At 67.4% G+C, this 24,525-nt stretch carries 18 protein-coding genes and 1 pseudogene; 12 read left to right on the top strand and 7 right to left on the bottom strand.

What is annotated here, in order from left to right; all coding sequences use genetic code 11:
* Entirely contained in the window at positions 1-1,446 is a 1,446-nt protein-coding gene (locus JOF56_RS42435; protein WP_209645228.1) for an MDR family MFS transporter, read from the bottom strand.
* Between the two features lie 27 nt (positions 1,447-1,473).
* Positions 1,474-2,097 carry a TetR/AcrR family transcriptional regulator gene (locus JOF56_RS42430; protein ID WP_209645227.1) on the bottom strand — a complete coding sequence of 208 codons (624 nt, stop codon included), beginning with the start codon at positions 2,095-2,097 and terminating at the stop codon, positions 1,474-1,476.
* A gap of 185 nt (positions 2,098-2,282) precedes the next feature.
* On the opposite strand from JOF56_RS42430, the gene JOF56_RS42425 reads away from it, so the two are divergent.
* Together JOF56_RS42425 and JOF56_RS42420 are read left to right on the top strand one after the other, a co-directional pair.
* On the top strand, positions 2,283-3,413 hold the full coding sequence (locus tag JOF56_RS42425; protein ID WP_209645226.1) for a sensor histidine kinase: 1,131 nt from the start codon (positions 2,283-2,285) through the stop codon (positions 3,411-3,413).
* Positions 3,410-4,045 carry a response regulator gene (locus JOF56_RS42420; RefSeq protein WP_209645225.1) on the top strand — a complete coding sequence of 212 codons (636 nt, stop codon included), beginning with the start codon at positions 3,410-3,412 and terminating at the stop codon, positions 4,043-4,045. The genes JOF56_RS42425 and JOF56_RS42420 overlap by 4 nt, the downstream gene beginning before the upstream one ends.
* Here JOF56_RS42420 and JOF56_RS42415 read toward each other — a convergent pair.
* Complete coding sequence (locus tag JOF56_RS42415; RefSeq protein ID WP_307855501.1) at positions 4,042-4,317, bottom strand: PLDc N-terminal domain-containing protein; 276 nt, start codon at positions 4,315-4,317, stop codon at positions 4,042-4,044. The two genes, JOF56_RS42420 and JOF56_RS42415, sit on opposite strands and share 4 nt — an antisense overlap.
* 1,106 nt (positions 4,318-5,423) lie before the next feature.
* Positions 5,424-5,654: pseudogene (locus JOF56_RS61130) on the bottom strand (IS701 family transposase); the annotation flags it as partial.
* Positions 5,655-6,442: 788 nt separating this feature from the next.
* Between JOF56_RS61130 and JOF56_RS42405 the strand changes: the two are divergent.
* Genes JOF56_RS42405 through JOF56_RS42395 form a run of 3 tightly spaced genes read left to right on the top strand, consistent with a single transcriptional unit; the run spans position 6,443 to position 9,272 of the window.
* On the top strand, positions 6,443-6,781 hold the full coding sequence (locus tag JOF56_RS42405) for a PadR family transcriptional regulator (protein WP_209645223.1): 339 nt from the start codon (positions 6,443-6,445) through the stop codon (positions 6,779-6,781).
* A complete protein-coding gene (locus tag JOF56_RS42400) occupies positions 6,778-7,731 on the top strand; it encodes a hypothetical protein (RefSeq protein WP_245378609.1) in 954 nt (317 codons plus the stop codon). The genes JOF56_RS42405 and JOF56_RS42400 overlap by 4 nt, the downstream gene beginning before the upstream one ends.
* Before the next feature lie 32 nt (positions 7,732-7,763).
* A complete protein-coding gene (locus JOF56_RS42395; protein ID WP_209645222.1) occupies positions 7,764-9,272 on the top strand; it encodes an alpha/beta hydrolase in 1,509 nt (502 codons plus the stop codon).
* A 66-nt stretch (positions 9,273-9,338) separates the two neighbouring features.
* Here JOF56_RS42395 and JOF56_RS42390 read toward each other — a convergent pair whose 3' ends face one another.
* Positions 9,339-10,712: an IS701 family transposase gene (locus JOF56_RS42390; RefSeq protein WP_209645221.1), complete on the bottom strand. Its 1,374-nt coding sequence runs from the start codon at positions 10,710-10,712 to the stop codon at positions 9,339-9,341.
* 217 nt (positions 10,713-10,929) lie between these two features.
* Here JOF56_RS42390 and JOF56_RS42385 point away from each other — a divergent pair, with 217 nt between their 5' ends.
* Positions 10,930-11,574, top strand: coding sequence for a CBS domain-containing protein (locus tag JOF56_RS42385; RefSeq protein WP_245378608.1), 645 nt, complete (start codon positions 10,930-10,932; stop codon positions 11,572-11,574).
* A 22-nt stretch (positions 11,575-11,596) separates the two neighbouring features.
* Here the strand turns inward: JOF56_RS42385 and JOF56_RS42380 are convergent, their stop codons facing one another.
* Positions 11,597-13,015 carry an NAD(P)/FAD-dependent oxidoreductase gene (locus JOF56_RS42380; RefSeq protein WP_209645219.1) on the bottom strand — a complete coding sequence of 473 codons (1,419 nt, stop codon included), beginning with the start codon at positions 13,013-13,015 and terminating at the stop codon, positions 11,597-11,599.
* A gap of 170 nt (positions 13,016-13,185) precedes the next feature.
* On the opposite strand from JOF56_RS42380, the gene JOF56_RS42375 reads away from it, so the two are divergent.
* The 5 genes from JOF56_RS42375 to JOF56_RS42355 all read left to right on the top strand — a co-directional run bounded on the left by JOF56_RS42375 (position 13,186) and on the right by JOF56_RS42355 (position 21,497).
* Positions 13,186-14,448: a flavin monoamine oxidase family protein gene (locus tag JOF56_RS42375; RefSeq protein WP_209645218.1), complete on the top strand. Its 1,263-nt coding sequence runs from the start codon at positions 13,186-13,188 to the stop codon at positions 14,446-14,448.
* A gap of 44 nt (positions 14,449-14,492) precedes the next feature.
* The gene (locus tag JOF56_RS42370; RefSeq protein ID WP_209645217.1) at positions 14,493-15,908 is read left to right on the top strand and encodes an amidase; all 1,416 of its coding nucleotides are present in this window, start codon (positions 14,493-14,495) and stop codon (positions 15,906-15,908) included.
* Between the two features lie 76 nt (positions 15,909-15,984).
* Positions 15,985-16,572 (top strand): TetR/AcrR family transcriptional regulator, encoded by a 588-nt coding sequence (locus JOF56_RS42365; protein ID WP_209645216.1) that lies wholly within the window; start codon positions 15,985-15,987, stop codon positions 16,570-16,572.
* Positions 16,573-16,804: 232 nt separating this feature from the next.
* A complete protein-coding gene (locus JOF56_RS42360) occupies positions 16,805-18,349 on the top strand; it encodes an MFS transporter (RefSeq protein ID WP_245378606.1) in 1,545 nt (514 codons plus the stop codon).
* Positions 18,350-18,368: 19 nt separating this feature from the next.
* Positions 18,369-21,497, top strand: a complete 3,129-nt coding sequence (locus JOF56_RS42355; protein WP_209645214.1) for a bifunctional cytochrome P450/NADPH--P450 reductase — start codon at positions 18,369-18,371, stop codon at positions 21,495-21,497.
* Between the two features lie 43 nt (positions 21,498-21,540).
* Here JOF56_RS42355 and JOF56_RS42350 read toward each other — a convergent pair whose 3' ends face one another.
* Positions 21,541-22,176 carry a TetR/AcrR family transcriptional regulator gene (locus tag JOF56_RS42350; protein ID WP_209645213.1) on the bottom strand — a complete coding sequence of 212 codons (636 nt, stop codon included), beginning with the start codon at positions 22,174-22,176 and terminating at the stop codon, positions 21,541-21,543.
* A 188-nt stretch (positions 22,177-22,364) separates the two neighbouring features.
* On the opposite strand from JOF56_RS42350, the gene JOF56_RS42345 reads away from it, so the two are divergent.
* Positions 22,365-24,452, top strand: a complete 2,088-nt coding sequence (locus JOF56_RS42345) for an AMP-binding protein (RefSeq protein ID WP_209645212.1) — start codon at positions 22,365-22,367, stop codon at positions 24,450-24,452.
* Positions 24,453-24,525: the final 73 nt, after the last annotated feature.

Below are 24,525 nucleotides of genomic sequence, written 5' to 3'. Positions count from 1 at the left end.
TCAGTCCCCTTTGGATACATCAAGGCTGGTGCGCAGTGCCACCGGCTTGAGCAGGATCGCGGCCAGGACGCCGAGCAGGGCGACACCGGCCGAGATGGCGAAGACGGTTGCGGTCGCCTCTCCGTAGGCGGCCGCAACCGTCATGCCTGCCGCGGTGTGGTGGGCGACCTGGCGGGCGAGGACGGCGCCGAGGACAGTGACGCCGATGGTGCCGCCGAGCGACCGAGAGAACGACACGGTGGCGCTGGCGGCACCGATGTCGGCGAGCGGGACGGCGTTCTGCACGACGAGAACGAAGTTCTGCAGCGTCATGCCGACGCCGATGCCGACGAGCAGCATGGGCGCCGCGATGAACACCAGCGGGGTGTGCTCGTCGAGCAACCCGAGGCAGGCGAAGCCGGTGGCGAGGCTGGTGGCGCCGATGACGAGGAACGGCTTGATACGGCCGGTCCGGCTGAGCAGACGTCCGGCCACGATCGACGAGATGAGGATGCCCGCCATCATCGGGATGGTGAGCGCGCCGGCTTCCGTCGGGGTGTGGCCGCGGCTGACCTGGAAGTACTGGCTGAGGAAGACCGCGGCGCCGAACATGGCCGTGCCCGCGGCGAGGCTGCCGAGGATGGCCAGCGCGGTGGTGCGCCGCGTGACGATGCCGGGCGGCACGATCGGCTCCGCGACCCTGGTCTCCACCCACGCCGCGAGAACGAGCAGAACCACGCTTGCGCCGACCATGGCCGCGGTCTGCCAGGAACCCCAGGCGAAGGCGTCGCCGACGAACGAGACCCAGATCAGCAGCACGCTGACGCCCGCGGTGAGCAGCGTCGCGCCCCAGTAGTCGATGCGGACATTCTCCTTGCGTACCAGCGGAAGACGTAACGTCAGCTGCAACAGGGCTAGCGCGGCCAGTCCGAACGGGATGCCGATGAAGAAGCACCAGCGCCAGCCCAGCCATGAGGTGTCGACGAGGAACCCGCCCAGCAACGGCCCGCCGATCGTGGACAGGGCGGTGACACTGCTCAGGTAACCCGCGTACTTGCCGCGCTCGCGGGGTGGGATCATCGCGCCGATGGCGATCTGGACCAGGGCCTGCACCCCGCCGACGCCGACACCCTGCAGGGCGCGTGCGGCGATCAACTGACCGGCGTCCTGGGCCAGCCCTGCCGCGACCGACCCGGCGAGGAAGACCACCGTGGCGGTCTGGACGAGGGTCTTCTTGGCGTAGAGGTCGGCGAGCTTGCCCCAGAGCGGGGTGGTGACGGTCGAGGCGAGCAGCGTGGCGGTGACCACCCAGGTGTACTGGGTGGGGGAGCCGTACAGGTCGCCCATCATCCTGGGCAGCGCGGTGGCCACGACGGTGCTGCTCAGCGTGGAGACGAACAGGGCGAGCAGCAGGCCGGTGAGCGACTGCAGGACTTCACGGCGTGCCGGTGCGTCGATCGTGCTCATGGGCACAGATTAAGTCAATTGATTGATTTAATGCGAGGCGGGGGCCTGGTATAGGCCTGTGAGGGCGTTGATGAGCCCTGTCGCTGTCGAGTTCCAGATCTCCGTGCTGTCGTCGGGAAGGCCCGGTTCCCGACGGGCGCACATGTGCACGATCAGCACGCGGGCCATCTCGTCACGTTCGGCGCGCACAGCCGGTGCGAGGTCGGGAAGACAGCCGTGCACCGCGTCGATGATCGTCCGCTGGAGCTCGGTCTGGCCCACGTCGACCAGCCCGAGCTCACGCAGCTTCGGCTCGGTCATCAGCTGGGCGGCGAAGCGGGCATACCAGCTGTTCGAGGCGAGAGACACCAGGTGGTCGGTGAACGGACGCACAACGCAGGTCAGCCAGTCGCGCAGCTGGACGCTGCCGGCGTACTGCTCGAGCGCCTTCGCGCGCAGGCGGTCCAGCGACTCGTTGTGGCGCAGGTAGATGGCGCGGACGAGCTCCGCCTTGCTACCGAAGTGGTAGCTGACCGCGGTGTTGTTGCCCAGTCCCGCCTCGTCGCTGATCTGCCGGTTGGACACGGAGAAGACGCCGTGCTCGGCGAACAGGCGCTCGGCGGTCTCGAGGATGCGTTGCCTCGTACTTTCTGGCGTCTTGCTGCGCGTCATTCCCTGAAGCTCCGGCCGGCCGTGCCCCGGCGCCGTGCCGGGCTACTGACCAGCAGGATAAGGTCCGACCGCCGCCCAGCCGCCGTCGACAGGCGGCACAACGCCGTTGATGTCGGCGGCGAGGTCCGTGCGATCTGAAAGCCCTGATGCGCAGGTGATCATGCCGGTCGCATATCGTGTGCGCGATGCGGTCGGAAGGACGTTGGGCCAAGCGGCTCCTGTGGTGGGACGGCCGTGTCGGCTTGCTGTTGCTTGATGTCGCCGTGGCCGTTGCCGCGATTGTGTTCGACTTGGGCTCGGTTCGCCGTGTCCCTGTTCCTGAGTCGTTGTACGTGGTCGCCGCGTGTGCGGCAGGGTTGGCTTTGCTGGCCAGGCGCCGGTTTCCGTTAGTGGTGCTGATCGTGGCCAGTGTGTGTTTGCTGGCTGGTACTACGTTCCTTCCGTCGATGGTGGCGCTGTACTCGGTGGCTGCCCGGCATGGGCTCAGCCCTGCCACGGGTGTCTCGGCCGTCGTGGTCGCGGTGAACGGCCTGTACCGCCAGTTCACGGACTCGTTCGACGTGGTGTCGATGGTGGCTACGCTCAGTCTGCTGGTCGTGGCGCCGGTTCTGGGTGGCTTGTGGATGTATCAGCGTGCGGCGTTGCTCACGGCGTTGCGTGATCGCGCCGAGGAGGCTGAGCGCAACCGGACCTTGCTGGCGGACCAGGCGGTGCTGGCGGAGCGACGACGCATCGCCCGGGAGATGCATGACGTGGTCGCGCATCACGTCACGGCGATCACCCTGCAGGCGGGGGCGTTGACGCTGGCTCCGCCGGACGAGCGCACAGCCGAGATCGGCGAGAACATCCGCTCGTCCGGCGTGGTCGCCTTGAACGAACTGCGCGGCATTCTGGGTGTGCTGCGCGACAGCAGTTCCGAGGACTCACGGCTGTCCGGGGTGGGGATACCGGTCGCGATCCGCAAGCTGGCCGGCGAAGGTGTCAACCTGATTCTGCCGGACCGGTGGCCGGAGGTGCCCGGTGACGTCGGCCGGGCCGTGTACCGCGTCGTCCAGGAGTCGCTGACCAACGCCAAGAAGCACGCGCCGCAGACCACTGTCGACGCGACTGTCACCACGACCGGGTCCACGCTCACCGTCACGGTCACCAACCGCCTCGCCACGCACCACTCGGGCGTGCCCGGGTCCGGCTACGGTCTCGTGGGTATGCGGGAACGGGTCGAACTCGCCGGTGGGCAGCTCCGGGCCGGTCCGCACGACGGCCGGTTCGACGTGGTCGCCAGCTTCCCGCTCGGCCAGGCCGAGAAGCCGTCGTGACGGTACGAGTCCTGCTGCTGGAGGACGAGGAGCTGGTCCGCAGCGGCATCCGGATGATCCTCGAGTCCTCTTCGGACATCGAGGTGGTCGCCGAGGCCGCCGACGGGTCGCGCGCTGTCGAACTGGCCGAGACGCACCACCCGGACGTCGTGCTGACCGATATCCAGATGCCGCACGCAGACGGTCTCTCGGTCGCCGAACGTCTCGCCCGGCGCATCCCCGTGGTCGTGCTGACCACTTTCGATCTCGACGAGTACGTCCACACCGCGCTCCGGCACGGGGCGGCCGGGTTCCTGCTCAAGGACACCCCGCCCCGGGACCTGGTCAACGCGGTGCTCGTGGCGGCCCGGGGCGAGGCCATGATCTCGCCCCGGATCACCAAACGGCTGTTGTCCACGTTCGCCGCCGATCCCGCCGGAGAACCGGCGCGTGCCCGTCTGGCCTCTCTCACGCCCCGCGAACACGAGGTCGCCCTGGCCATCGGCCACGGCCTCAGCAACGCTGAGATCGCGAAGTCCCTCGGCCTGAGCGAGTCCACCGTGAAAGTCCACATCGGACGAATCATGGCCAAGCTGGACGCGGCGAACCGGACCCAGGTCGCGATCCTCGTCCACGACGCCGGACTCGTCTAGACCGCCGCTTGCCTGCGTCCGATCAGGAACCACACCAGCGGGCCGAGAAACGGTGCGAAGAACGCGAAAATGATCCAGACCAGTTTCGTCCCACCGCTCTGCGTGCTGCCGAGAATGCTGATCAGGGTACCGATGAAGAACACCAGATAGGCCACGACGAGAAGACCGATCACGACGACGGCGCCGACTCCCCAGGCCCGCTCGGCTTGCTCACTGAGTGCGAAGGACAGCACTGGTTCCCCTCCGATGGTGGCCAGAACGTTGATGATCACGTGTCAAGCATCGCCGTGAGGAGGGGGCGCGGGTATCGGCCGATCATGCATTCCGCGTAGTACTTAAGTTCTATCCCGGCCGCCGGCTTGTCGATCCTTTTCCACGCGGTCAGCACGATTCGTTGGGCCGGACCCATCGGTGCGACCGCAGCAGCCTGCCGATGGCGAGAGTCGTCGACCTGCCCTGCGGTAGAACGACGTAGTCGACCGTATTGTTGTCATAGGGTAACGATTGGCTCGAACGGGTGAACCGAAGCATCTTGACTTAACTCTCGGTAACGACGGCCGGATTGTCTTCGACCATACGGGTCAAATGCGAAACGGGGCTGTTTCGCGAAACCGGAGGAGGGGTCGAAGTGTTCTTGACAATGAAATTGGGTGCCTTTGTTCGACTGGTCCTGGTCGTTGCGCTGGTGGTCTTGGTCCTTGTCGCGGTGATGACCGGTCCCCGGTCGGTGCCCGAGGTGCCAACGCCCGCCCAGCCAGTGCCGACGGAGCGGGCCGGCAGTCTCGAAGCCCCTGTTTTCCTGAGGAAATGGGGCATGCTCACCCCGACATGAGCGATCGATCCGCCATGGCCGGGCGGCTCCTGCCCGTGCTGTCCGGCCATGCATTACCACAACGCTGGACGTTTGTCCGTCAATGATCAGGCGCGCAGAAGATGCCGCCGGCGAAGCCGGAGTAGTCGTTCCAGTGGAACTTCTGCACAATTCCGGTCAGCGAGGTTGGTCGGGAACAGTTTGCGTCAGAACTTGGCTATCCGGCGGTATTTCTCGTTGCCGGTGCGCAGTCAGGAGGTCTGCGCGCCGGAGAGGTCTTTGGGTCCCAGCGGAGGCAGGTAGTCAGGAGTGAGAAGGCGACACGCGAGGCGTGAGGCGGACTTTCGCCTCACGCCTCGCGTTGTGTGATCCACTCGGTGTCAGCCACGGGGTGAATCGTTTCGGCTTCGCGGACTCCAGATAGGGACTAATGGCCTCAGACAGTCGAACCCACTGATGTGGAGGAGAACCGCGATGAGCATCCTGCCCGATCACCATCAGCCGATCGTCGGCGGTGTCGACGGATCCGGCTCAGCCCTAGTACGGCAGCCGCACTTGCCGTGCGGGTTATGTTTGCTGGTTACGGCGTAGTCGGGTGCGGTGGTGGAACCAGCGGGCGCGGGCTTGGTGGCGTCGTCGCCACCAGATCCAGTGCAGGTGGTGGGTTTCGGGTTGCTGGCGGCGGGTGACCAGGAGGAACAGGGGTTTGATCTCGGCGACGGTGAGCGTGATGAGACCGGGATCGTTCGGTGGGTCGTCTGACCCCGTGGGCAGGATCGGTTGCGGTGCATGGGCCTGCGGGAAACGACCGGTGGCAACACCGACACCGCGCCCCCAGGTCTACCTCACAAACGTGTTCACGTTGGTCCTTCGGCTGGTGGTGCCGGTTGGGTTGCGCCGCTGGTGGCGCCTGCGGTGGATTTGTCGGTGGTCGGGCTGCTGGTGTCGATTCGGTATCTGTCGTTGCGGGATGCGCCTGTTGAGGTGATTTGCCGGCTCGGCGGCTGTTGTCGGCGTCGAGTGTGGTGACGTTGGCGTTGAACGTGGCTGAGCCGTTGATCGCTGGTGAGGTGGGGAAGGCGTTGTGAGGTGCTCCGCTGGGCGTCGGCCGAATCCGCCCGTCTGCTGGGTGCGGAAGGCGCCGCCCCCGGAACAGCCTCGGTATGCGCGCCGAGGCGTCGGTCGCGGAGGCCGCCAGGGCCGCGGTCGGACGCTGACGGGCACACGCGGAGCACCCGGCGGCCGGTGCCCGCGACCGGGCGGCCAGCGAACTCCTGATCCGGACGGCCGAAGGCCTGGCCACATGAGCCACGCGCGCTGGATGAACTGCAGTTCTTCGGGCCACCACGTGCGCCGACCCGTCGTGCGCCGCTACTGCTTTTCCGCGTCGCAGCCAGCTTCCCACCGTCCGGGGTGATGATCGCCGTGCGCACCGGACTGGTCTGGCATTGCGGGACGAAGCGTCTGAAGCGGCTGCCCTCAACCTGGCCGGCCCGCGGCTGCTTCGGAAATTTCGCGGAGGACGAGGCAACGGACACCGGTATATATCGTCTTATGATATATGTGGACTCATGGTGGAGCGAAACATGTCCGAGCAGACCTTCCTGATGCTGGTCGCGTTGGAGGAGGAGCCGCGGCACGGGTACGGAGTCGTGCAGCGGGTGCTGGAGGTGTCCGAGGGCCGGGTGCGGCTGCGTGTCGGCACCCTCTACGGCGTGCTGGACCGGCTGGTCGCCGACGGCTGGGCCGAGCACGACCGGGAGGAGATTCACCAGGGCAGACTCCGTCGCTACTACCGGTTGACCGGGGCGGGCAGCGCGGCGCTGGTCGAGCAGACCCGGCGGCTGGCTGCGAACGTCGATGCCGCCAGCACGGTGTTGCGAGCCCGCGGCCAGTGGCCCCGTGCGGCGGAAGTGCGGGCATGATCAGCGCCGAGGCTCGGTACCGCACGCTGGTACGGATACTCCCGGCGTGGTACCGCGCCGAACGCGGCGACGAGATGGTCGGCACCCTGCTCGACCTGCATGGCGAGCGGGCCCGCGCGGCACTGTGGAGCGAACTGTGGGCGTTGCTGGCGCTGGGTGCGCGCACCCGTCTGGCGGCCAGGGCGGCACCCGGCCGTGCGGTCGCCCTCGGCGATCTGGTGCGGCAGGTCGCGCTCCTCGGCCTGCTCTGGGGCGTGCTCAGATCCGCCGGCAGCGTCGGTGACATCCTCTGGTCGCTCTTGGCATTCTCCGACCAAGGCTTCTTCTACCGCGCGGCGTTGACGTCCGACCTGGCCAGGGACCTCGTCCTGCTCGCTGCCGCGCTGATCCCGCTCGTACTTCTGGTGGACGGGTGGCGCCGCCTGGCCAGGATCGCCGCCGGGGCGGTCCTGGCCGCGGGCGCGATCTTGTTCCTGACCAAGCACTGGTCCGATCTCGGCCCCGGGCCGGTCGTGTACTTCGCTCCACAGTGGCTTCCGCTGGTGCTGGTGCTCGCGGCCTTCCACGTCGACGCCCCGTTGCCACTGGCGCGGCCGTGGTGGTGGGCCATCGGTGCGAGCCTGGTCCTTGCCCCCGCCCTCGCGATCGCGCACATCCAGACGAGCGCACTGGACCGGATCACCGGTTTGTCCCCGCTCGTCTGGCTGTGCGCGATCGCCGGAGCCGGATATCTGCTACTCCGGCGCCGCACCGGACCACGCCCGGCACGGACGCTGGCGCTGGCCCTGTGCATCGCCTTGGCGGTGATCCAGAATCTGGTGCTGAAAAACGGAATCATGCCGTTCGGCGTGGTGGTGATCGCGCAGGTTTGCTGTGTCGGGGCAATCGTCGTGGCGCTGACCGTCGTGGGAATCCGTGACTACCGCCGGACCGTCGTGCGCCACGACTGAACGAGCACAACACGACAGATGGAGATGATTCAATGAGGCTGTTACGTGGCACAACAGCGCTGGTCTGCACGCTGACGGTTGTTCTCGCCGAGACCAGTAGTGCGGGCGCCGCCGGCGCGGGGTCGTCGAGCGTGGCCCGCCCGGTATCGTCAATCGACTGGCGACCCTGCGGCGAGCACCCGGCGCTGGACTGCGCGACCGTGCACATGCCGATCGACTGGGCGAATCCGGCCGGGCAGACCGTGCCGATCGCGGTCGCCCGTGCGAAGGCGGCGAAACCCGAGCAGCGCAAGGGCGTGCTGATGGTCAATCCCGGCGGGCCAGGGGGGTCCGGGGTCGACTACGCCTTCGACATCTCGGAAAATCATGCGCTGTCCCAGACGTTGTTGGACAACTTCGACATCATCGGTTTCGACCCGCGCGGCGTTTCCCGCAGTGCACAGCTCAAATGCGACGACGGTGTGCTCAACGAGACGTGGCCATGGCAACCGAAGTCCGAAAAGGACTTCGGTGAGGTGCTCGCGCACAATGACAGGGTCGCCCAGAGTTGCATACAGCACAACGGTGCGCTGGCCAACCATGTCGACACCACCAGTGTGGTGCGGGACATGGATGCGCTGCGCGAGTTGCTCGGCGAGAACACGATCAGTTACTACGGCAAGTCCTACGGGACCCAGGTCGGCCAGCAGTACGCCGAACTGTTCGGTCCGCATCTGCGTGCCCTGGTCCTCGACTCCAATATGGACCACAGCGCGGGAGTCGCGGACAGCCTCGTGCCGGAGAACCTGGCCCTCGAGCAGTCCTTCACCGATTTCGCGGCCTGGTGTCAGCGCACCACGTCCTGCGTCTTGCACGACCGGGACGTGCTGGTCCTCTGGGACGACCTCTACGCCAAGGCCACCGCGGGCAAACTGGGCTGGATAAAGCCCAGCGACCTCCGCGAGAAGGCCTCATGGGCGATGTATACCCCAGTCAGGTGGCCCAGCCTGGCAGAGTTCCTCAAGTCGGCTGCGGAGGGCACCCCGACGACCCGATCGGCCCGATCGACAAATACGGACGATGACCTGTCGAAAACCACGCAGCCGATCTGGTGCAGTGACTGGCAATGGCGCGAGGCCAACAGCTACGCGGCACTGAGCACTTACCGGACACAAGCCGAAGCCGTCGCACCACACACCCGGTTGACCCCGTTCTACGGTGATATCCTCGCCTGCCTCGGCTGGTCCGGCGCGGTGAACAATCCGCAACGTCCACTGCGCGTGCCGCACGCCCCGCCGATCCTGATGACTAACAGCCTGCGTGACGTCGCCACGCCCTACCAGTGGGCGCAGAACGTCGCCAGCCAACTGCCCACCGCCACCCTGCTCACCTACGACGGCACCGGACACGGCAACTACCAGTTGAGCACCTGCGCCCGGGCAGCGATCGATGCCTACCTGCTCACCGTCCGAACACCGGCCCCCGGCACACACTGCCCGGCAGAATGGCCCACCGGTGAGTCAACCGATATCACGCACTCGAACGCGCCCACTATGCGTTAAAAGAACACAACGCGGGAGCAAAAAAGAGTTTCTCAACTCGTATGGCAGCAGCACTCGCTGTTTGGGTTATGTTTGCTGGTTACGGCGTAGTCGGGTGCGGTGGTGGTACCAGCGGGCGCGGGCTTGGTGGCGTCGTCGCCACCAGATCCAGTGCAGGTGGTGGGTTTCGGGTTGCTGGCGGCGGGTGACCAGGATGAAGAGCCGTTTGACCTCGGCGATGGTGAACGCGATCAGACCGGGATCGGCGGGCGGTGTGTCGTCGGACGTGACGGGCAGGATCGGTACTGGAGCACGGGTTTTGGCTTGGGCGGCGGTGACCGCGCAGACCGCGAGCGCGGCCAGGGCCAGCACGATGTGCCGCAGCAGCGCGGTGTAGAGCCGGACCTGGGAATGGTCGAGCCCGAAATGGTCCTTGCCGAACTCGAAACCCTCCTCGACCGGCCAGCGCAGGCACGCGACCCGGACCAGGGCCATCAGCGTGACCGGCCGCCCAGGCGGGACGTGGCAGTAGTGGTAGGCCAGCTCGCCGGTGACCAGGTGCTTGCGGATCAACAGAAAAAGCTGCGGGCTGGTGGTGGCCAGCCAAGCCCAAGCATAGGAACGTTCGCCTTTCGAGCCGGTCACCGAGCAGATCTGCCACCGCCGCCGGTGCTTGCGGCCGGTCAGATGCGTGCTCACGGTGGCGTCGGCGCGCATCCGCCGACCGGGTGTGACCTCGGTGGTGAAGGCGCACCCGACGCGCATCACGTACCCGATCGTGTTGTCCTCCAAGAAGGTGCGGAGTTTCCCGGAGCGGCCGTAGACCTCGTCACCGGCGATCCACGGCGGGATTGTCGCATCGGCGATCATGTCGGCGAGAATGTCCTGCGCCAGCTGTGGTTTGGTCGTGAACTCCACGCCGGCGGGGACACCCAACGCCGCGCGGCGTCCGGGGTCGGCGAGTTGCTCTTCGGGTATATAGATGCGGGCACCGACCAGCGCGTGCCCGCCCGGGGTCGCGTACGAGCAGTAGACCGTGTTCACGCCGTTCGCGACCCGTCCGGCGCAGCCCATGTACTGCCGCTTGACCCCAGCCGTCGCGTTGCCGTGCTTCTCCTGGCCGGACTCGTCCAGCGCCCCCACCCGCAACGGCTGGTCGCCCAGCGCCTCGACCACGAATCGCCGTACCACGCCCTGGGCCTGATCGTGGTCCCAGACCGCGTGATTGAGCAGTCGCTGTGTCCGATCCGGTGTGCGGTCACCTGCGTGTTCGGCGATGCTCCACCCGTTCTTCCGCGGCAGATCACTCATCAACCCGGTCAGGTACTTGCGGGCCTGCCCGAACGGCTCCACCCGCGCGAAGCACGGCCGCAACCGGCCGTGCAATACGCCCAGGTTCGTCACCGCCCGCTCACCCTCTACGATGGCAGCCGCAGCCGCCTCACCGATCTCTTGCGTCACAACAAGAGGATCTTGAGGCGGCTGCCCTCATGGCCAACGGGGCAACTAAACCCCTGACCAGCCAAGATCACCCCAAGTGCTGCTGCCGTACTAGGCGCTGTCCTGCGGCCCTGCCTGCCCGGGCCATTGGTCCCTATCCGCTGTTCACCCCTTGGCACGACAGTGAAGCACAGTCCCTAGGAGGTTTCTGATGCACAACCCTACTGTTGCCAGTGTGATGACCAAGAACCCATACACTGTCGCGCCTGAGGCGGCGTTCAAGACTATTGTCGACCTGTTGGCTGTCAAGCAGATCAGCGCAGTGGCCGTCGTTGCGAGCGATGGCTTCCCTATTGGTGTTGTGTCCGAGGCGGATCTGTTGCGGAAACAGGAGAATGATGGGGCAGACGAGCAGCATAGTCTGTTTGTCGGCAAGCAAGCGAGACAGCGGATGCGCAAAGCAGCGGCCGTTCAGGCCAAGGACTTGATGAGTGTACCCGTCTACACGGTTGGGTCGGACACGACAGTGACTGCTGCGGCGCGTGAGCTTGACCGGCGTGGCGTGCGTAGGTTGTTCGTTGTGGAGAACGGAAAGCTCGTCGGCGTTGTGTCGAGGCGTGACCTGCTGGCGGTGTTCCGGCGGTCTGATGAGGACATTCGGCACGAGATCCAGCAGGAGATCCTTGTCCGGACACTGTGGGCAGACCCGGCCGCTGTCAGTGTCACCGTTGAGGGCGGCGTGGTGACTATGCTCGGCCGGCTGGAGCGTAAGTGCGAGGTTGAGATCGCCGGCCGCCTGGTTCCCAAGATCCCAGGCGTGATCGAGGTGCACAACCGCTTGGACTACGCCTGGAACGACATGCCCGAACGGCACCACGCCTGAGTTGTGCGGATCGCCGTGTCGGTCATGAGGCGAATCCCAGTCCGAGACGGTCGAGTAACCGCAGCCAGAGGTTGCGTCGGCCGGTGCGGTCCTCGCGGTCCATCGACCAGCGGGTGATCTGGATGCCGATCCAGGCGATCGGCTCCGGGGGGAAGGGCAGCGGCTTCTCCCGAACCATTCGCAGCCGGGTCCGCTCGGTGCTGAGACCGGCCAGCTGGTCCAGCATGACGTCGGCGGCGAAGCGTGAGGCTCCCACGCCCAGGCCGGTGAACCCGGTGGCGTAGGCGGTTCGGCCGCCGTGGGCCTGGCCGAAGAAGGCTGCGAAGCGGGTGGAGGCGTCGATGACTCCGGCCCAGCGGTGGGTGAAGCGGATGCCCTCGAGCTGGGGGAAGGTCTCGGCGAAATGCCGGGCGAGCTTCTCGAAGGTGACCCGGCGGTCCTGCAGTTCGTTGCGAATGGACCGTCCGAAGTGGTACACGGCGTCGTAGCCGCCCCACAGGATCCGGTTGTCGGGCGTGATCCGGTAGTAGTGGAACTGGTTGCCGAAGTCGGTGACGGCGATGGCGGGGTCCCAGTTCAGTGACCGGAGCTGTTCGTCGGTGAGGGGCTCGGTTGCCAGGACGTAGTCGTAGACGGGCACCACCGACCAGCGCGGCCGACGCAGCGGGCCGGGGAACACGTTCGTCGCGAGCACGACATTCGCCGCGCGCACGGTCCCGCCGGCGGTCGTGGCCAGGACGCGGCCGCCCTTGCGTGTCAGCGACTCCAGGCGAGTGTGTTCGTGGATTCGTACGCCCTGAGACTCGGCTGCCTTGGCCAGTCCCCATGCCAGTCGTGCCGGGTCGACGACGGAGCAGTCGCGAGGGCTGTGCCGCCCGGCCAGGTAGGTCGGCGAGTCGACGATCGCCCGGGTGGCGGTGGCGCCGAGGAATCCTTCAATGTCCGGGCGGAACTTCAGGACCTCGTGCGAGCGGGTGGCCACGGACAGCGAGCCGCCGCGCCGGAAGCCGCAGCCGATGTCGTAGCGGCTGACGGTCTGCTCGATCTCGTCGAGGTTGCGCATGCCGAGTTGGTGCAGCTGGTCGTACTCGTCGGGCCACCGTGTGCGTCCGTTGTGCTCGCCGTGGGTGATGCTGGCCTCGCACATCCCGCCGTTGCGGCCGGCGGCGTGCTCGGCGATCCGGTCGCTCTCGATGAGGACGACCTGGCGGCCTGGGTTGCGTTCGACGGCGCGCAGTGCGGTCCACAGCCCGGTCAAACCGCCGCCCACGACGAGCAGGTCGGTCTCGATGTCGTCGATGAGGGGCAACCGCGGCGCGGGACGGTCAGGGGTGTCGAGCCATAAGGGCCGGAGCTTGGATCCCTCGAGAGCGGAGAGGGGCCATGAACCCGCGCGGCCGGACGGCAGCGTGACGGGCCGGCTGATGCTCACTTGGCTCATTGCTGTTCTCCGGTCGGCCGACGGCGGTCGTGGGGACGGGCGGTCATGAGTTCCTCCGGTCAGTCCGATCAGGCACGTCCGACGCTAGCAGGAAATATTTGTTGCATTATATAACGAAGCTCATACATACTCGCCAGGCAGCCGGAACGGGCTCGGGAGGGGTACGTCGGATGAGCCGAACGGATGTCGTCGTCGTCGGAGGCGGGCTGGCCGGTCTGGTCGCTGCCCGGGACCTGACCGCGGCCGGGATCGGCGTGGTGCTGTTGGAGGCCCGCGACCGGGTCGGCGGCCGGGCCTGGACGGCCCGCTTCGAGGCCGCCGGTGCCGATGTCGACCTGGGCGCGGAGTGGGTCGCCCCGGACTGTCACGACGCGGTGGTGCGGGAAGTCGAGCGTTATGGTCTCGCTTTCGCCAGGGACATCACCGCCGAAGGCGCACCGGAGTCCCAGGTAAACGCGGCCTACCAACGCGCGCTCGACCAGATCGACAAGGACGCTGCCGAGATCGATTTCGACCGTCCCGACTGGTACCGCGGTCTCGAGCACCTCGACGTGACCATGGTCGAGTACCTGGCGCCACTGGATCTTCCAGCTCGGGCGCGTGAACAGGTACTGGCCGGCTCGTTCGCGTTGATGGGCGCCGATGAGCACCGCTACTCCGCGCTCAACCTGCTGCACGAGGTCTGCGGGTTCGGCAGTGCCCTGGCCGCGTTCACCGGCGAGTCGTCGCGGGTGAACGGGGGAGCCGACGCCATCGCGCGGGCAGTCGCTGCCGAATTGGGGGACGTCGTGCGGCTGGGACACTCGGTCAAGCGGATCGCCCCGCACGACAAGGGTGTTGTCGTGGCTGGGGTGGGCTTCTCGGTCGAGGCGCGGGCGGCCGTCATCGCGCTACCTGTCAACGTCCTGCCCGAGCTGGATCTGGAGATCCCGTTCGGCCCTCAGGCCGCGCGGGTGCTCGCCGAGGGCCACGTCGGCAGAGTGGCCAAAGGGTGGGCCACGGTCTCCGGCGACGCTACGGGTTTGCACTCCGGAGGATGGCCGGACGCGATCGAGGTGTACGCCGTGCCCGGGGAGTATCGGGCGGCCGTCGCCCGGTTCGGCCTCGGCGAGCCCGGCCATGACGCGGCGCTCGACCGGGCCCGCGAAGCGGTGGGACGTCGGCACCCGGAGCTCGGTGCCGAGCTTGAGGCCTTCTCCCACGACTGGATCGCCGACGAGTACGCCCGTGGCACATGGGTCGCCGCGACCCCCGGACAGGCGACGGGCTGGCACGAACTCGCGGCTTCTCCTGGACCCTTCTTCATCGCCGGTGCCGACGTCTCCCGCCGCTGGTTCGGCTGGATGGACGGGGCCATCACCTCGGGTGCCGACGTGGCCGAGCGGGCGGGGGCGTTCGTCGCGGGACGACCTGTGCCCGACGTCCGGGGGTGACCGCCATTGTCGTACATATTGTCACCGCGATCTGAGGAGACGGCATGCCGGACGAGCTGTACTGGAAGACTGCCGCGGAGCTGGGGGAGCTCTACCGGCGCGGCGAGGTGTCACCGGTCGAGGTGGTCGACGCCGCGCTCGACCGGATGGACCACGTCGACCCGCTGCTCAACATCATGGTCACCCGGACCGCTGACGAGGCACGAGCACAGGCAAAGGAGGCGGAACGCAGGCTGGGGTCCGGTGAGCAGCTCCCGCCGCTGTTCGGGGTCCCCATCACCGTCAAGGATCTCGCCGAGACCGCGGGTGTACGCACCACTTATGGCTGTACGGCGTACGCCGAGTACGTCCCGGACGAGGACGCGATCGGCTGGGCCCGGCTCAAACAGCAGGGCGTCATCCTGCTCGGCAAGACCACCACGCCCGAGTTCGGGCTGCTCGGTGTGACCGAGAGCAAGCTGACCGGATCGACGAGCACGCCCTGGCGGCCTGGTTACAACGCGGGCGGGTCCAGTGGAGGAGCGGCTGCGGCCGTCGTCTCCGGAGTCGGGCCGGTGGCTTGGGGGTCGGACGGCGGCGGATCGATCCGGGTGCCCTCGTCGCTGTGCGGTGCCGTCGGGATCAAGCCGTCGATCGGGCGGATCCCCACCGCCGGCAACACCGACGGCGACACGACCGACGGGCCGATCGCGCGGACCGTGCTCGACGCCGCGCTGGTGTTCGAGGTGACCAATGGCCACCACCCCGCCGACCGGTTCTCCGTGCCCCGCGACACGCGCAGCTACGTCGAGGCGGCGCGTGCGCCCGGCGACCTGACCGGGGTCCGCGTGGCAGCGTGCCCCGACCTGGGACAGAAAGTGCTCGACCCCGATGTGCGGGCGGCGTTCACCCAGGCGCTCGAGGACATGCGCGCGGCCGGCGCTGTGGTCGAGGAGGTGCGCGTGGAGCTGCCGGACACGCAGCAGTTCTTTGACCACATCAACGGATACGAGTACCTCGAGTTCGTCGAACAGATGGCGGCGGCCGGCATCGAGTTGTGGCCGATGTGCGTGGACCTGGCCCAGCGTGCGAAGAGCGTGACCGGGCGAGAGGTCAACCGGGCCTTCCGGCAGGGCAAGACCGACATCTACAACGCGTTCGCCACGGCGATGGCCGATGCCGACGTGCTGGTCACTCCGACGACGCCGGTACCGGCGTTCCCGCACGGTGGCGACCGCGGCCCTACCCGTCTGGTCGAGGGCCAGGAGGTGCCCCCACTCGGCATGCTGATCCACTCGATGACCGAGCCGCCGAGCCACGCGGGCCTGCCGGCGCTGAGCGTGCCCTGTGGTTTCGACTCCGAGGGGCTGCCGGTCGGGCTGCAGATCATCGGTCATCTGTGGGCGGACGCTGACGTGGTCTCCATCGCCGCGCGCTACGAGCGCATCAACGAATGGCACACCCGCCGTCCCGAGCTCTGAGCAACGGCCCGTGCTGTCGCGAGCGGGTCTCCCGGCTATATGATTGGGTCGTTGTATAACGAGCGGGAGGGGTGCGGTGCCGATCTTTGTCGACCACGAGCAGCGGCGGGAGGCGATCGTGGCCGCGGCGGTCGCCGTGCTGGGAGAGCTCGGTTTCGCCAAGTTCACGCTGCGGGCGGTCAGCAAGCGGCTCGGCGGCTCGGTCACGATGGTCACGCACTACTTTCCGAGCCGGGACGCGTTGCTGACGCGGATGCTGGAACAGACCCTGGACGAGGCGCGGTCCATGCAGGAGCAGCTCGCCTCCATCCCGGATCCGTACGACCGGATCGAGGCCGTCGTCCGGTACTTCCTGCCGATCGACAGGGAGGCGATGGCGGTCGAGTGCGCGCGTGTGGCGATGGTGAGCCACCGCAATGTGGAGCCGGCCATCAAGCAGCACCTGGCCCTGGTCGAGCCGGGTATGCGCGATCTGATCAGGACCGCCATCCAGGACCTGATCCCAGCCGAGGAGGTCGACCCGATGGTGGACCTGATCCGGTTGTGGACCAGCGGCGTGGTGCTGTCGGCGATCGAGCATCCCGAGCTGTGGACGCCCGAACGGCAGACCGCGGCGTTGCAGTACTTCATGCGGCTGATCGACCTGCCGGTCGCCACATCCTGACCTGACGCGACGACTCGGGCCTGGCGTCCAGAAGGCCTGATCGTCCGATGTGACTGATCACATTCCTCAGGGACGCATGGTGCTCCCGCGTCCGTTCTGACCTGCTCGCACGGCGATTCGCCGTGATCCATGATCGCACGTCCCGAAGTTGGCCATGCGGCTTGGCCGTTTGACTTGGTCAGATGGCCAAGTTAAGTTGATGTTCGCAGGACATCGACGAATGGAGCGAGGCATGCGCGACTCCGGTCCAGTTCCCGCGCCGCGCCAAGCAGGTGTTCGTCAGTGGTGGGCGTTGGCGGTGCTGACGGTGCCGGTGCTGTTGATGAGCGTCGACCTGACCGTGTTGTCCATGGCGGTTCCGCATCTGACCCAGGACCTGGCCCCGTCGGGGACCCAGTTGCTGTGGATCATCGACATCTACGGGGTGTTCCTGGCCGGCCTGCTGATCCTGATGGGGTCGCTGGGCGACCGGATCGGGCGGCGCCGGCTGCTGCTGATCGGTTCCGCGGCTTTCGGCGTGGCCTCGATCCTCGCGGCGTTCGCGTGGAGTGCCGAGGTGCTGATCGTGGCGCGGGCTCTGCTGGGAATCGGCGGCGCGACACTGATGCCGTCGACCCTGTCGCTGATCCGCACGGTCTTCCAGGACCCGGCCCAACGCCGGCGCGCTGTCTCGGTGTGGATGGCCGCGTTCGCCGGTGGCTCCGCGCTGGGCCCGGTCGTGGGCGGTCTGCTGCTGGAGCACTACTGGTGGGGATCGGTGTTCCTGATCAACGTGCCGATCATGCTCGTGCTGCTGATCGTGGGCCCGCTGCTGCTGCCGGAGTCGAAGGATCCGGCCCCGGGACCGTTCGACCTGCTCTCGGCGCTCCTGCTGATCGCGGCGATCCTCACGGTGATCTTCGGGTTCAAGAACGCCGGCGAGCACGGCTGGGGACTCGGTCCGGTCGCCTGGCTGACGGGAGGCGTCGCACTTGCCGCGGTCTTCGTGACCCGGCAACGCCGGCTCTCGCAGCCGCTGATCGACATCTCCCTGTTCCGGTCGCTGCCGTTCACCGTGGCGGTGCTGGCGAATGTCGCAGGTGTTTTCGCGATGACCGGAGTGCTGTACTTCTTCCCCCAGTACGTCCAGATCGTGCTCGGCCGCTCCCCGCTCGAGGCCGGTCTGTGGGCCCTGCCGCTCGCGGTAGGCGCCGTCACCGGGGCGCTCACGGCACCGGCGATCGCTCGCCGTTTGTCGATGGGGTGGGTGATCGGGCTGGGTCTGACGGGCGCCGCGCTGGGGTATCTCCTGGCGAGCTTTCTCGGCGTCGATGAGTCGATGGCTCTGGCGTTCGCCAGCGGGGCTTTGCTCGGCGGTGGTGTCGGTCTCGCGGACACACTGACCAATGACGTCATCATCGGCACTGCCCCCGCGGACAAGGCCGGGGCCGCGGCCGGAATCAGCGAGACCGCCTACGAACTCGGCGGAGCGATGGGCACAGCGGTTCTGGGCAGCATCGGCGTGAGCCTGTACGGCAGCAGCGTCACCGCGAACCTGCCCGCCGACATTCCCGCCGAGGCGTCCAAGGTCGCCTCCGAGACGATCGGAGCCGCCAGTCAAGTCGCCGGGGAGCTCCCGGCGGAGCTGGCGGGCCCGTTCATGGCGGTCGCCAAGGATGCGTTCGTCGACGCGATGACGCAGACCTTCTTCACCGCTGCGGTGATCGTCGCCGTCACCGCTCTCGGCGCGTTCCTCGCCCTGCGCAAGCACCAGGCAACCCAGCCCGCCGACCACTGAACCCGAGAAGGAGACAGAGATGAACACGCAGGTCTCACCCACGCGGGCAGTGATTCCCGGCCCGAAGCCGTTGCCCTTGGTCGGCAACCTGTTCGAGGTCCTCGGCGCCTCCCAGGAGACCACAATCGAGTTCGCTGAGGACTACCACCGGGAGTACGGCGGGATCTTCGTGCTGAGCGCAGGCGGGAAGCGGCAGATCTTCGCCTCCCACCACGCGCTGGTGGCCGAGATGTGTGCCGGCCCGACCTGGTCCAAAGCGGTGCACGACTCGCTGGAGCAGCTTCGTGACCTGGGCGGGGACGGGCTGTTCACCGCCTACAACCAGGAACCCAACTGGGGCAGGGCACACCGGCTGCTGATGCCGGCGTTCGGCACGGTCGCGATGAAGGACTACTTCCCGCAGATGCTCGACATCGCCGAGCAGATGATGGTCCGCTGGGAGCGGTTCGGGCCCGGCCACCACATCGACGTAGCCGAGGACATGACCCGGCTGACCCTGGACACGATCGCCCTGTGCGCGTTCGACGTGCGGTTCAACTCGTTCTACTCCGAGCAGTCGCACCCGTTCGTAGGCGCGATGGTCGGTGCTCTGATCGAGGCGGGCAACCGTGGTGAGCGGCTGCCCGGCGTCCAGCCGTTCCTGTTCGCGAAGAACCGTCAGTACCGCGACGACATCGCGACGATGCACCGGATCACCGACGAGATCGTCGCGGCGCGCATCGCCAAGCCCGCCGAGGGCCGTCCGGACGATCTGCTCGAACGGATGCTCAGCGCCGTCGACCCCCTCACCGGGGAGAAGCTGTCCGCGGAGAACATCCAGTACCAGCTGGCGACCTTTCTCATCGCCGGGCACGAGACCACTTCCGGGCTGTTGTCGTTCGCGACCCACAAACTGCTCACCCACCCCGAGGTGCTCGAACGTGCGCGTGGCATCGTCGACGAGGTCCTCGGCGACGCGACCCCGACGTTCGACGATCTCGCCCGCCTGGGCTACATCGGCCAGATCCTGCGCGAGACGCTCCGGCTGCACCCGACCGCGCCGGCGTTCGCACTGTCTCCCAGCGAACCGGCCACGCTGGGCGGATATCCCATCGACCCAGCCGAGAACGTCCTGGTGATGCTGCCGGTGCTGCACCGCGACCCCGCCGTATGGGAGAGCCCGGACGTGTTCGACCCCGACCGCTTCGGTCCCGAGCGTATGAACGACATTCCGGAGTACGCATGGATGCCCTTCGGACACGGCGCCCGTGCGTGTATCGGCCGGCCGTTCGCGCTGCAGGAGGCCACCTTGGTCCTGGCCATGATGCTGCAGCGGTTCGACATCGCCCTCGCCGACCCTGATTACCGGATGACCATCAGCGAGACCTTGACGATCAAACCCAAAGACCTCGCCATCCGCGCCACCGCACGCAGGCCCCACACGCAGATCCGGCCCGATGCGGCACCTCGTACCTCGCAGGCACCGGCGGACATGGTGACCACACACGGGACACCGATCCTCGTGCTCTATGGCTCCAACGGCGGCAGCAGCGAGAGCCTCGCGAGGACCATCGCCGGAGACGGCAAAGCCCGCGGCTGGGACACCGTCGCCGCACCCCTCGACGAATACGCCGGCACGCTCCCCACCACGGGGCCGGTCGTGATCGTCACCTCCTCCTACAACGGCGCCCCGCCGGACAACGCCAAGCGATTCGTCGAGTGGCTCACCCAGACCAGTCCGGACCTCACCGGAGTGGACTACCTCGTCCTCGGTTGCGGAAGCCTCGACTGGGCCGCGACCTACCAGCGCGTACCCACCGTGATCGATGAGGCAATGCACGCCGCCGGGGCCAGGCGCGTCCGCGAACGCGGGGCGACCGATGCCCGCACCGACTTCTTCGGCGACTGGGAACGCTGGTACCAGCCGCTATGGGAGAAGCTGTCCACCGAGTACGGCGTCGCCCACGTCGACCTGACCGGACCGCGCTACCGCATCACCGGCACCCCTGCAGCTCAGCACGACCGGGACACGGCGGCCACGGCTGTCGTGCTGGACAACCGCGAGCTGGTGCGTGGGCCCTCCGAGCGATCCAAGCGCCACCTGGAACTGCGGCTGCCCGACGGCATGGCGTATCGCACCGGCGACTATCTCTCCGTGTTCCCGCGGAATCACCCGAGTCTGGTGACCCGGTTGATCGCCCGGCTGGGCGTGCCGGCCGATCAGCTGGTCACCATCGAGTCCGACGCCCCCGCCGGGCACGTACCCGTCGGAATCCCGACACGAGTCGACGACCTGCTCACCCGATACGTCGACCTGTCAGCACCCGCGACGCCCGGGGTCGTCTCCCGGCTCGCGCAGACCACGAAATGCCCGCCCGAGCGGACCGAGCTCGGCCGACTCGCAGGCGACGACCACGCCGCACTCGTGCTGGGCAAGCGCCTGTCGCTGCTCGACCTGATGGAGATGTTCCCCTCGTGCCAGGTGGATCTGGCCTGGGTACTGGACATGCTGCCGCCTCACAGGGCGCGGCAGTACTCGATCAGCTCTGCCGCCGAGATCCAATCCGATGTCGCACTCACCGCGTCGGTTGTCGAAGGTCCCGCCCTGTCGGGCAACGGCACCTACCGCGGCGCTGCGTCCAGCTACCTTCAGCGCGTGCAGCCAGGCGACCGGCTCGCCGTGGCGCTCGCCTCACCGGTGGAGGCATTCCGGCCCCCTGCTGACAACGCCGTGCCGGTCATCATGATCGGCGCGGGCTCCGGCATCGCCCCGTTCCGCGCTTTCATCCAGGCTCGAATGGCCCGCGCGGACGCCGGTGAACCGCTCGGCGAGACCGTGCTGTTCTTCGGATGTCAGCACCCCGACTGGGACGACCTCTACGCCGACGAGTTCGCTCCGCACGTCGATTCGGGCCGCCTGCGCGTGGACCGCGCGTATTCGCGGCTTCCCGACGGGGATGTGCGATACGTCCAGCACCGGCTTTGGGAAGAACGCGGCACAGTGCTGGAACTGGCCGGACGTGGCGCCCACATCTATGTCTGTGGCGACGTCACCGGTATGGGCCCGGCCGTCGAGCAGACGCTGACTCGAACCGGTGCCGAGAGTCACGGCGCCGGATGGCTCAGTGCGCTCGCTGAGTCCGGCCGCTACGCGACGGATCTTTTCTAAGACCGCACAAGGGATCTGGCTCGCGCCTGCTGGGGGAGGCCGGTTACCCGGCCTGCCTCGGCCGGGTGAGCCCGGCGAAGAGGACGGCGAACTGGTCGAGCGACTCGTGAGCGATCCGGTTGTCGCGATGGGAAAGCCACGACGAGGTGACGCCACTCAGCGTGGCGACGACCATCTCGGCCAGCAGCTGGATGTCGATGGTGTAGTCGAGCTGTGCTTCGTCCGCGAGCCGCTCGAGATGGACCACGGCTTTCGCCAGGTAGGCGCGGTGTTCCCAGGCAGGCAGCCCGTGGAGTTCTGGCTCGCGCAGGGCGAAGCCGATCAGTTCGGTCAGGACCAGTTCCGTTTCGGGGTCGGCCTCGACGGTCGAGAAGAACGTGCGCAGCAGGGTCCGGATGGTGCTGGTGGGGTCGGCCTGTGGGGTGATGACGGGCCAGACGCCGTCGAGACCGGTGTTGATGTCGGCGGCCAGCAACGCGGCGTAAAGCTCCTGCTTGGAACGGAAGCAGTAGTGGAACGCCCCGTGGGGCATGCCTGCCTCGGCACAGATCGCGCGGGTGGTCGCCGCGGCGATCCCGTCACGCTTCATCACCCGCAGGGCGGCCGCGACCAGTTGCTCGCGCCGGACGTCCGCACTGACATGCTTCTTGGTGATCTTGACGTCCTGACCCGGGGGCATACCCGATAGTAGCATCTTGGCCGTTTGACTTGGTCATACGACCTACTCAGCTCGGTATGCCGTGGTCCGGGAAACCCTTGCGGGAAAGGTGCCTCCTGGTTATGTTTGGCACGTCATATAACGAGGGATATATTTCGACCGGCTGGCGTTCGACCCCCGGAAGACAACGAGAACAGGAGGTCGTCCAGATGGGCGGCTCGACCGACGTGCCCGTGACCTGGCCGGAGGACTTCCCGCAAGCGTGGACAGGTTGTCCCCGGCTCCCGTTGCTCCAGGTCCTTTGCCAGGGATTCGAGCAATTCGGAGATCGGACCCCGCTCGTTTTCGACGACGGGTACCGCATCACCTCCCGGGAACTGAGAGCGGAGACGGAGAAGTTCGCCGCGGCCTTGGCGACGCGGATCGGATTCGGCGACCGCGTGGCGCTGGCGGTCGGAAACCGCGCCGAATACGTCATCGCCTTCCTGGCCGTGGTGGCCAACCGGGCGGTCGTGGTGTCCCTCTCGCCGGAAATCGGTTCGCACGAGGCCGCTTACGTCGTCGAGGACTCGCAGTGCGTCCTGGCGATCACGGACGAGTCGTCGACCGCGGTTTTCCAGGAACTGGCAGGCACGTCGCCAGTCCTCAAGGAGGTCATCGCGGTACGCGGGGAGGAGCCCTATGGCTTCGCTCATGTGCTCGGCGCCGAGCCACCGCTGAACCTGGCTGCTGTCGAGGCCGATGTGGACGACCTGGTCGACATCGGATACACCTCCGGGACGACCGGCTTGCCGAAAGCACTCGGCGGCACGCATCCGGACACCCTGCGCTACATCGACGTCTTCGTCCGGAGCCGGACAGCCGTGCCGGGCGAGGACAGACGCCTGCTCATGCCGTTGCAGTTCCACTACGGCGACCCGCTGGTGGCGCTGTTCACCGCGATCTACACGGGCGCCACGATCGTGCTGATGCGGCGCTTCAGCGTTTCCCGGTTCTGGGACGTCGCCCGGCAGACCCGCGCGACCGAGATCCTGACCATCGGGTCCATTCCCGACATGCTGCTCAGCCGTCCCGAAAGCGCCGCGGACCGCGACCACAGCATCCAAGGTGCGATCGCGCTCGCGATCCCGCCAGGCCGGCACGCGGAGCTGGAGCGCCGGTTCGGCTTCCCCTGGCGGGAAGCGTACGGGTCGTCGGAATCCGGCCCTGCGATCGCGATGCCCGACTCGGCAGGGGCCGAGTTCGTCGGCACCGGCGCACTCGGCATCCCGTATCCCGGCGTCCATGCACGGCTGGTCGATGAGGACGGAGCCGTCGTCACCGGTACGGGCTCCGGAGAACTCGAACTGGCCGGCGAGGTGGAGTTCCCGGGCTACCTCAACAACCCTGAGGCCACCGCGGAGGTCCTGCGTGACGGCTGGCTGCGCACCGGCGACCTCATGCGCCGTGACGAACGCGGCGTCTACTATTTCGCCGGTCGTCGCAAGGAACTGATCCGCCGAAGCGGCATCAACATCGCGCCGACCGAGATCGAGACTGTGCTTCGCCTGCACCCGGACGTGCTGGACGCGGCCGTCGTACCGGTCGCCGACGCGATGATGGGCGAAGAGGTCAAGGCCTACGTCGAATTGGTGCCCGGTGCGGGATTCGACCCGGCGGCCCTGGTGAAGTTCTGCGAACAACGGCTGAGCCGTCAGAAGATTCCCCGCTATGTCGAGCACCGCACGGAGCCGTTCCCCCGGACGCCGACGCAACGCATCCCGAAGAACCAGTTGAAGGTCGACGGCGAACATCTCACTCGCACGGCGTGGGACCGCCTGGCAGGGGAGGAGACCACCGGGAAGTTCGAGGATCTCCCGTCCATGGTCGGGACCGTCGTGCGCGGGGAGCCGTTCGCGCTGGGGGACGAGGAAAGCGAGTTGTTCCACCGGGCAACCTGGCTCGACAAGGTCTATCCCGAGGATCCGGCCGACTACCCGGAGAACCTGGTCGAAGGCTTCCTGCTGCTGTCGATGCTCGACGCCGTGGCGAGGATGGCCCAGCCGGCCGCCGCGAGCCAGGTGTGGGGCCTGAACTACGGGCTCGACCGCGTTCGGTTCGTCTCCCAGGTCCACTGGGGCGACACGATCGTCCCGGCGTTCGAAACCCTTGACGTCCAACCGAAAGACGTCGGATTCAAAGTGTTGCGCCGCTGCACCTTCACCGTTGAGGGGCACGAGCGACCGGCGATGGTCGCCGACTGGTGGACCTTGGTGCTGCGCAACGGAACGGTCGAGAAGGGCCGGCGGAACGGGTGATCACCGTTGCGCCACGTGCTGAGCCGCCGGGGGTCTGAGCTGGAGGAGTGCTGGATGGCGAGATCAAGAAGGC

Origin of the sequence: Kibdelosporangium banguiense (assembly GCF_017876405.1) — a bacterium.
Taxonomy (GTDB): Bacteria; Actinomycetota; Actinomycetes; order Mycobacteriales; family Pseudonocardiaceae; genus Kibdelosporangium; species Kibdelosporangium banguiense.
This window is presented reverse-complemented; position numbering and strand designations above follow the sequence as displayed.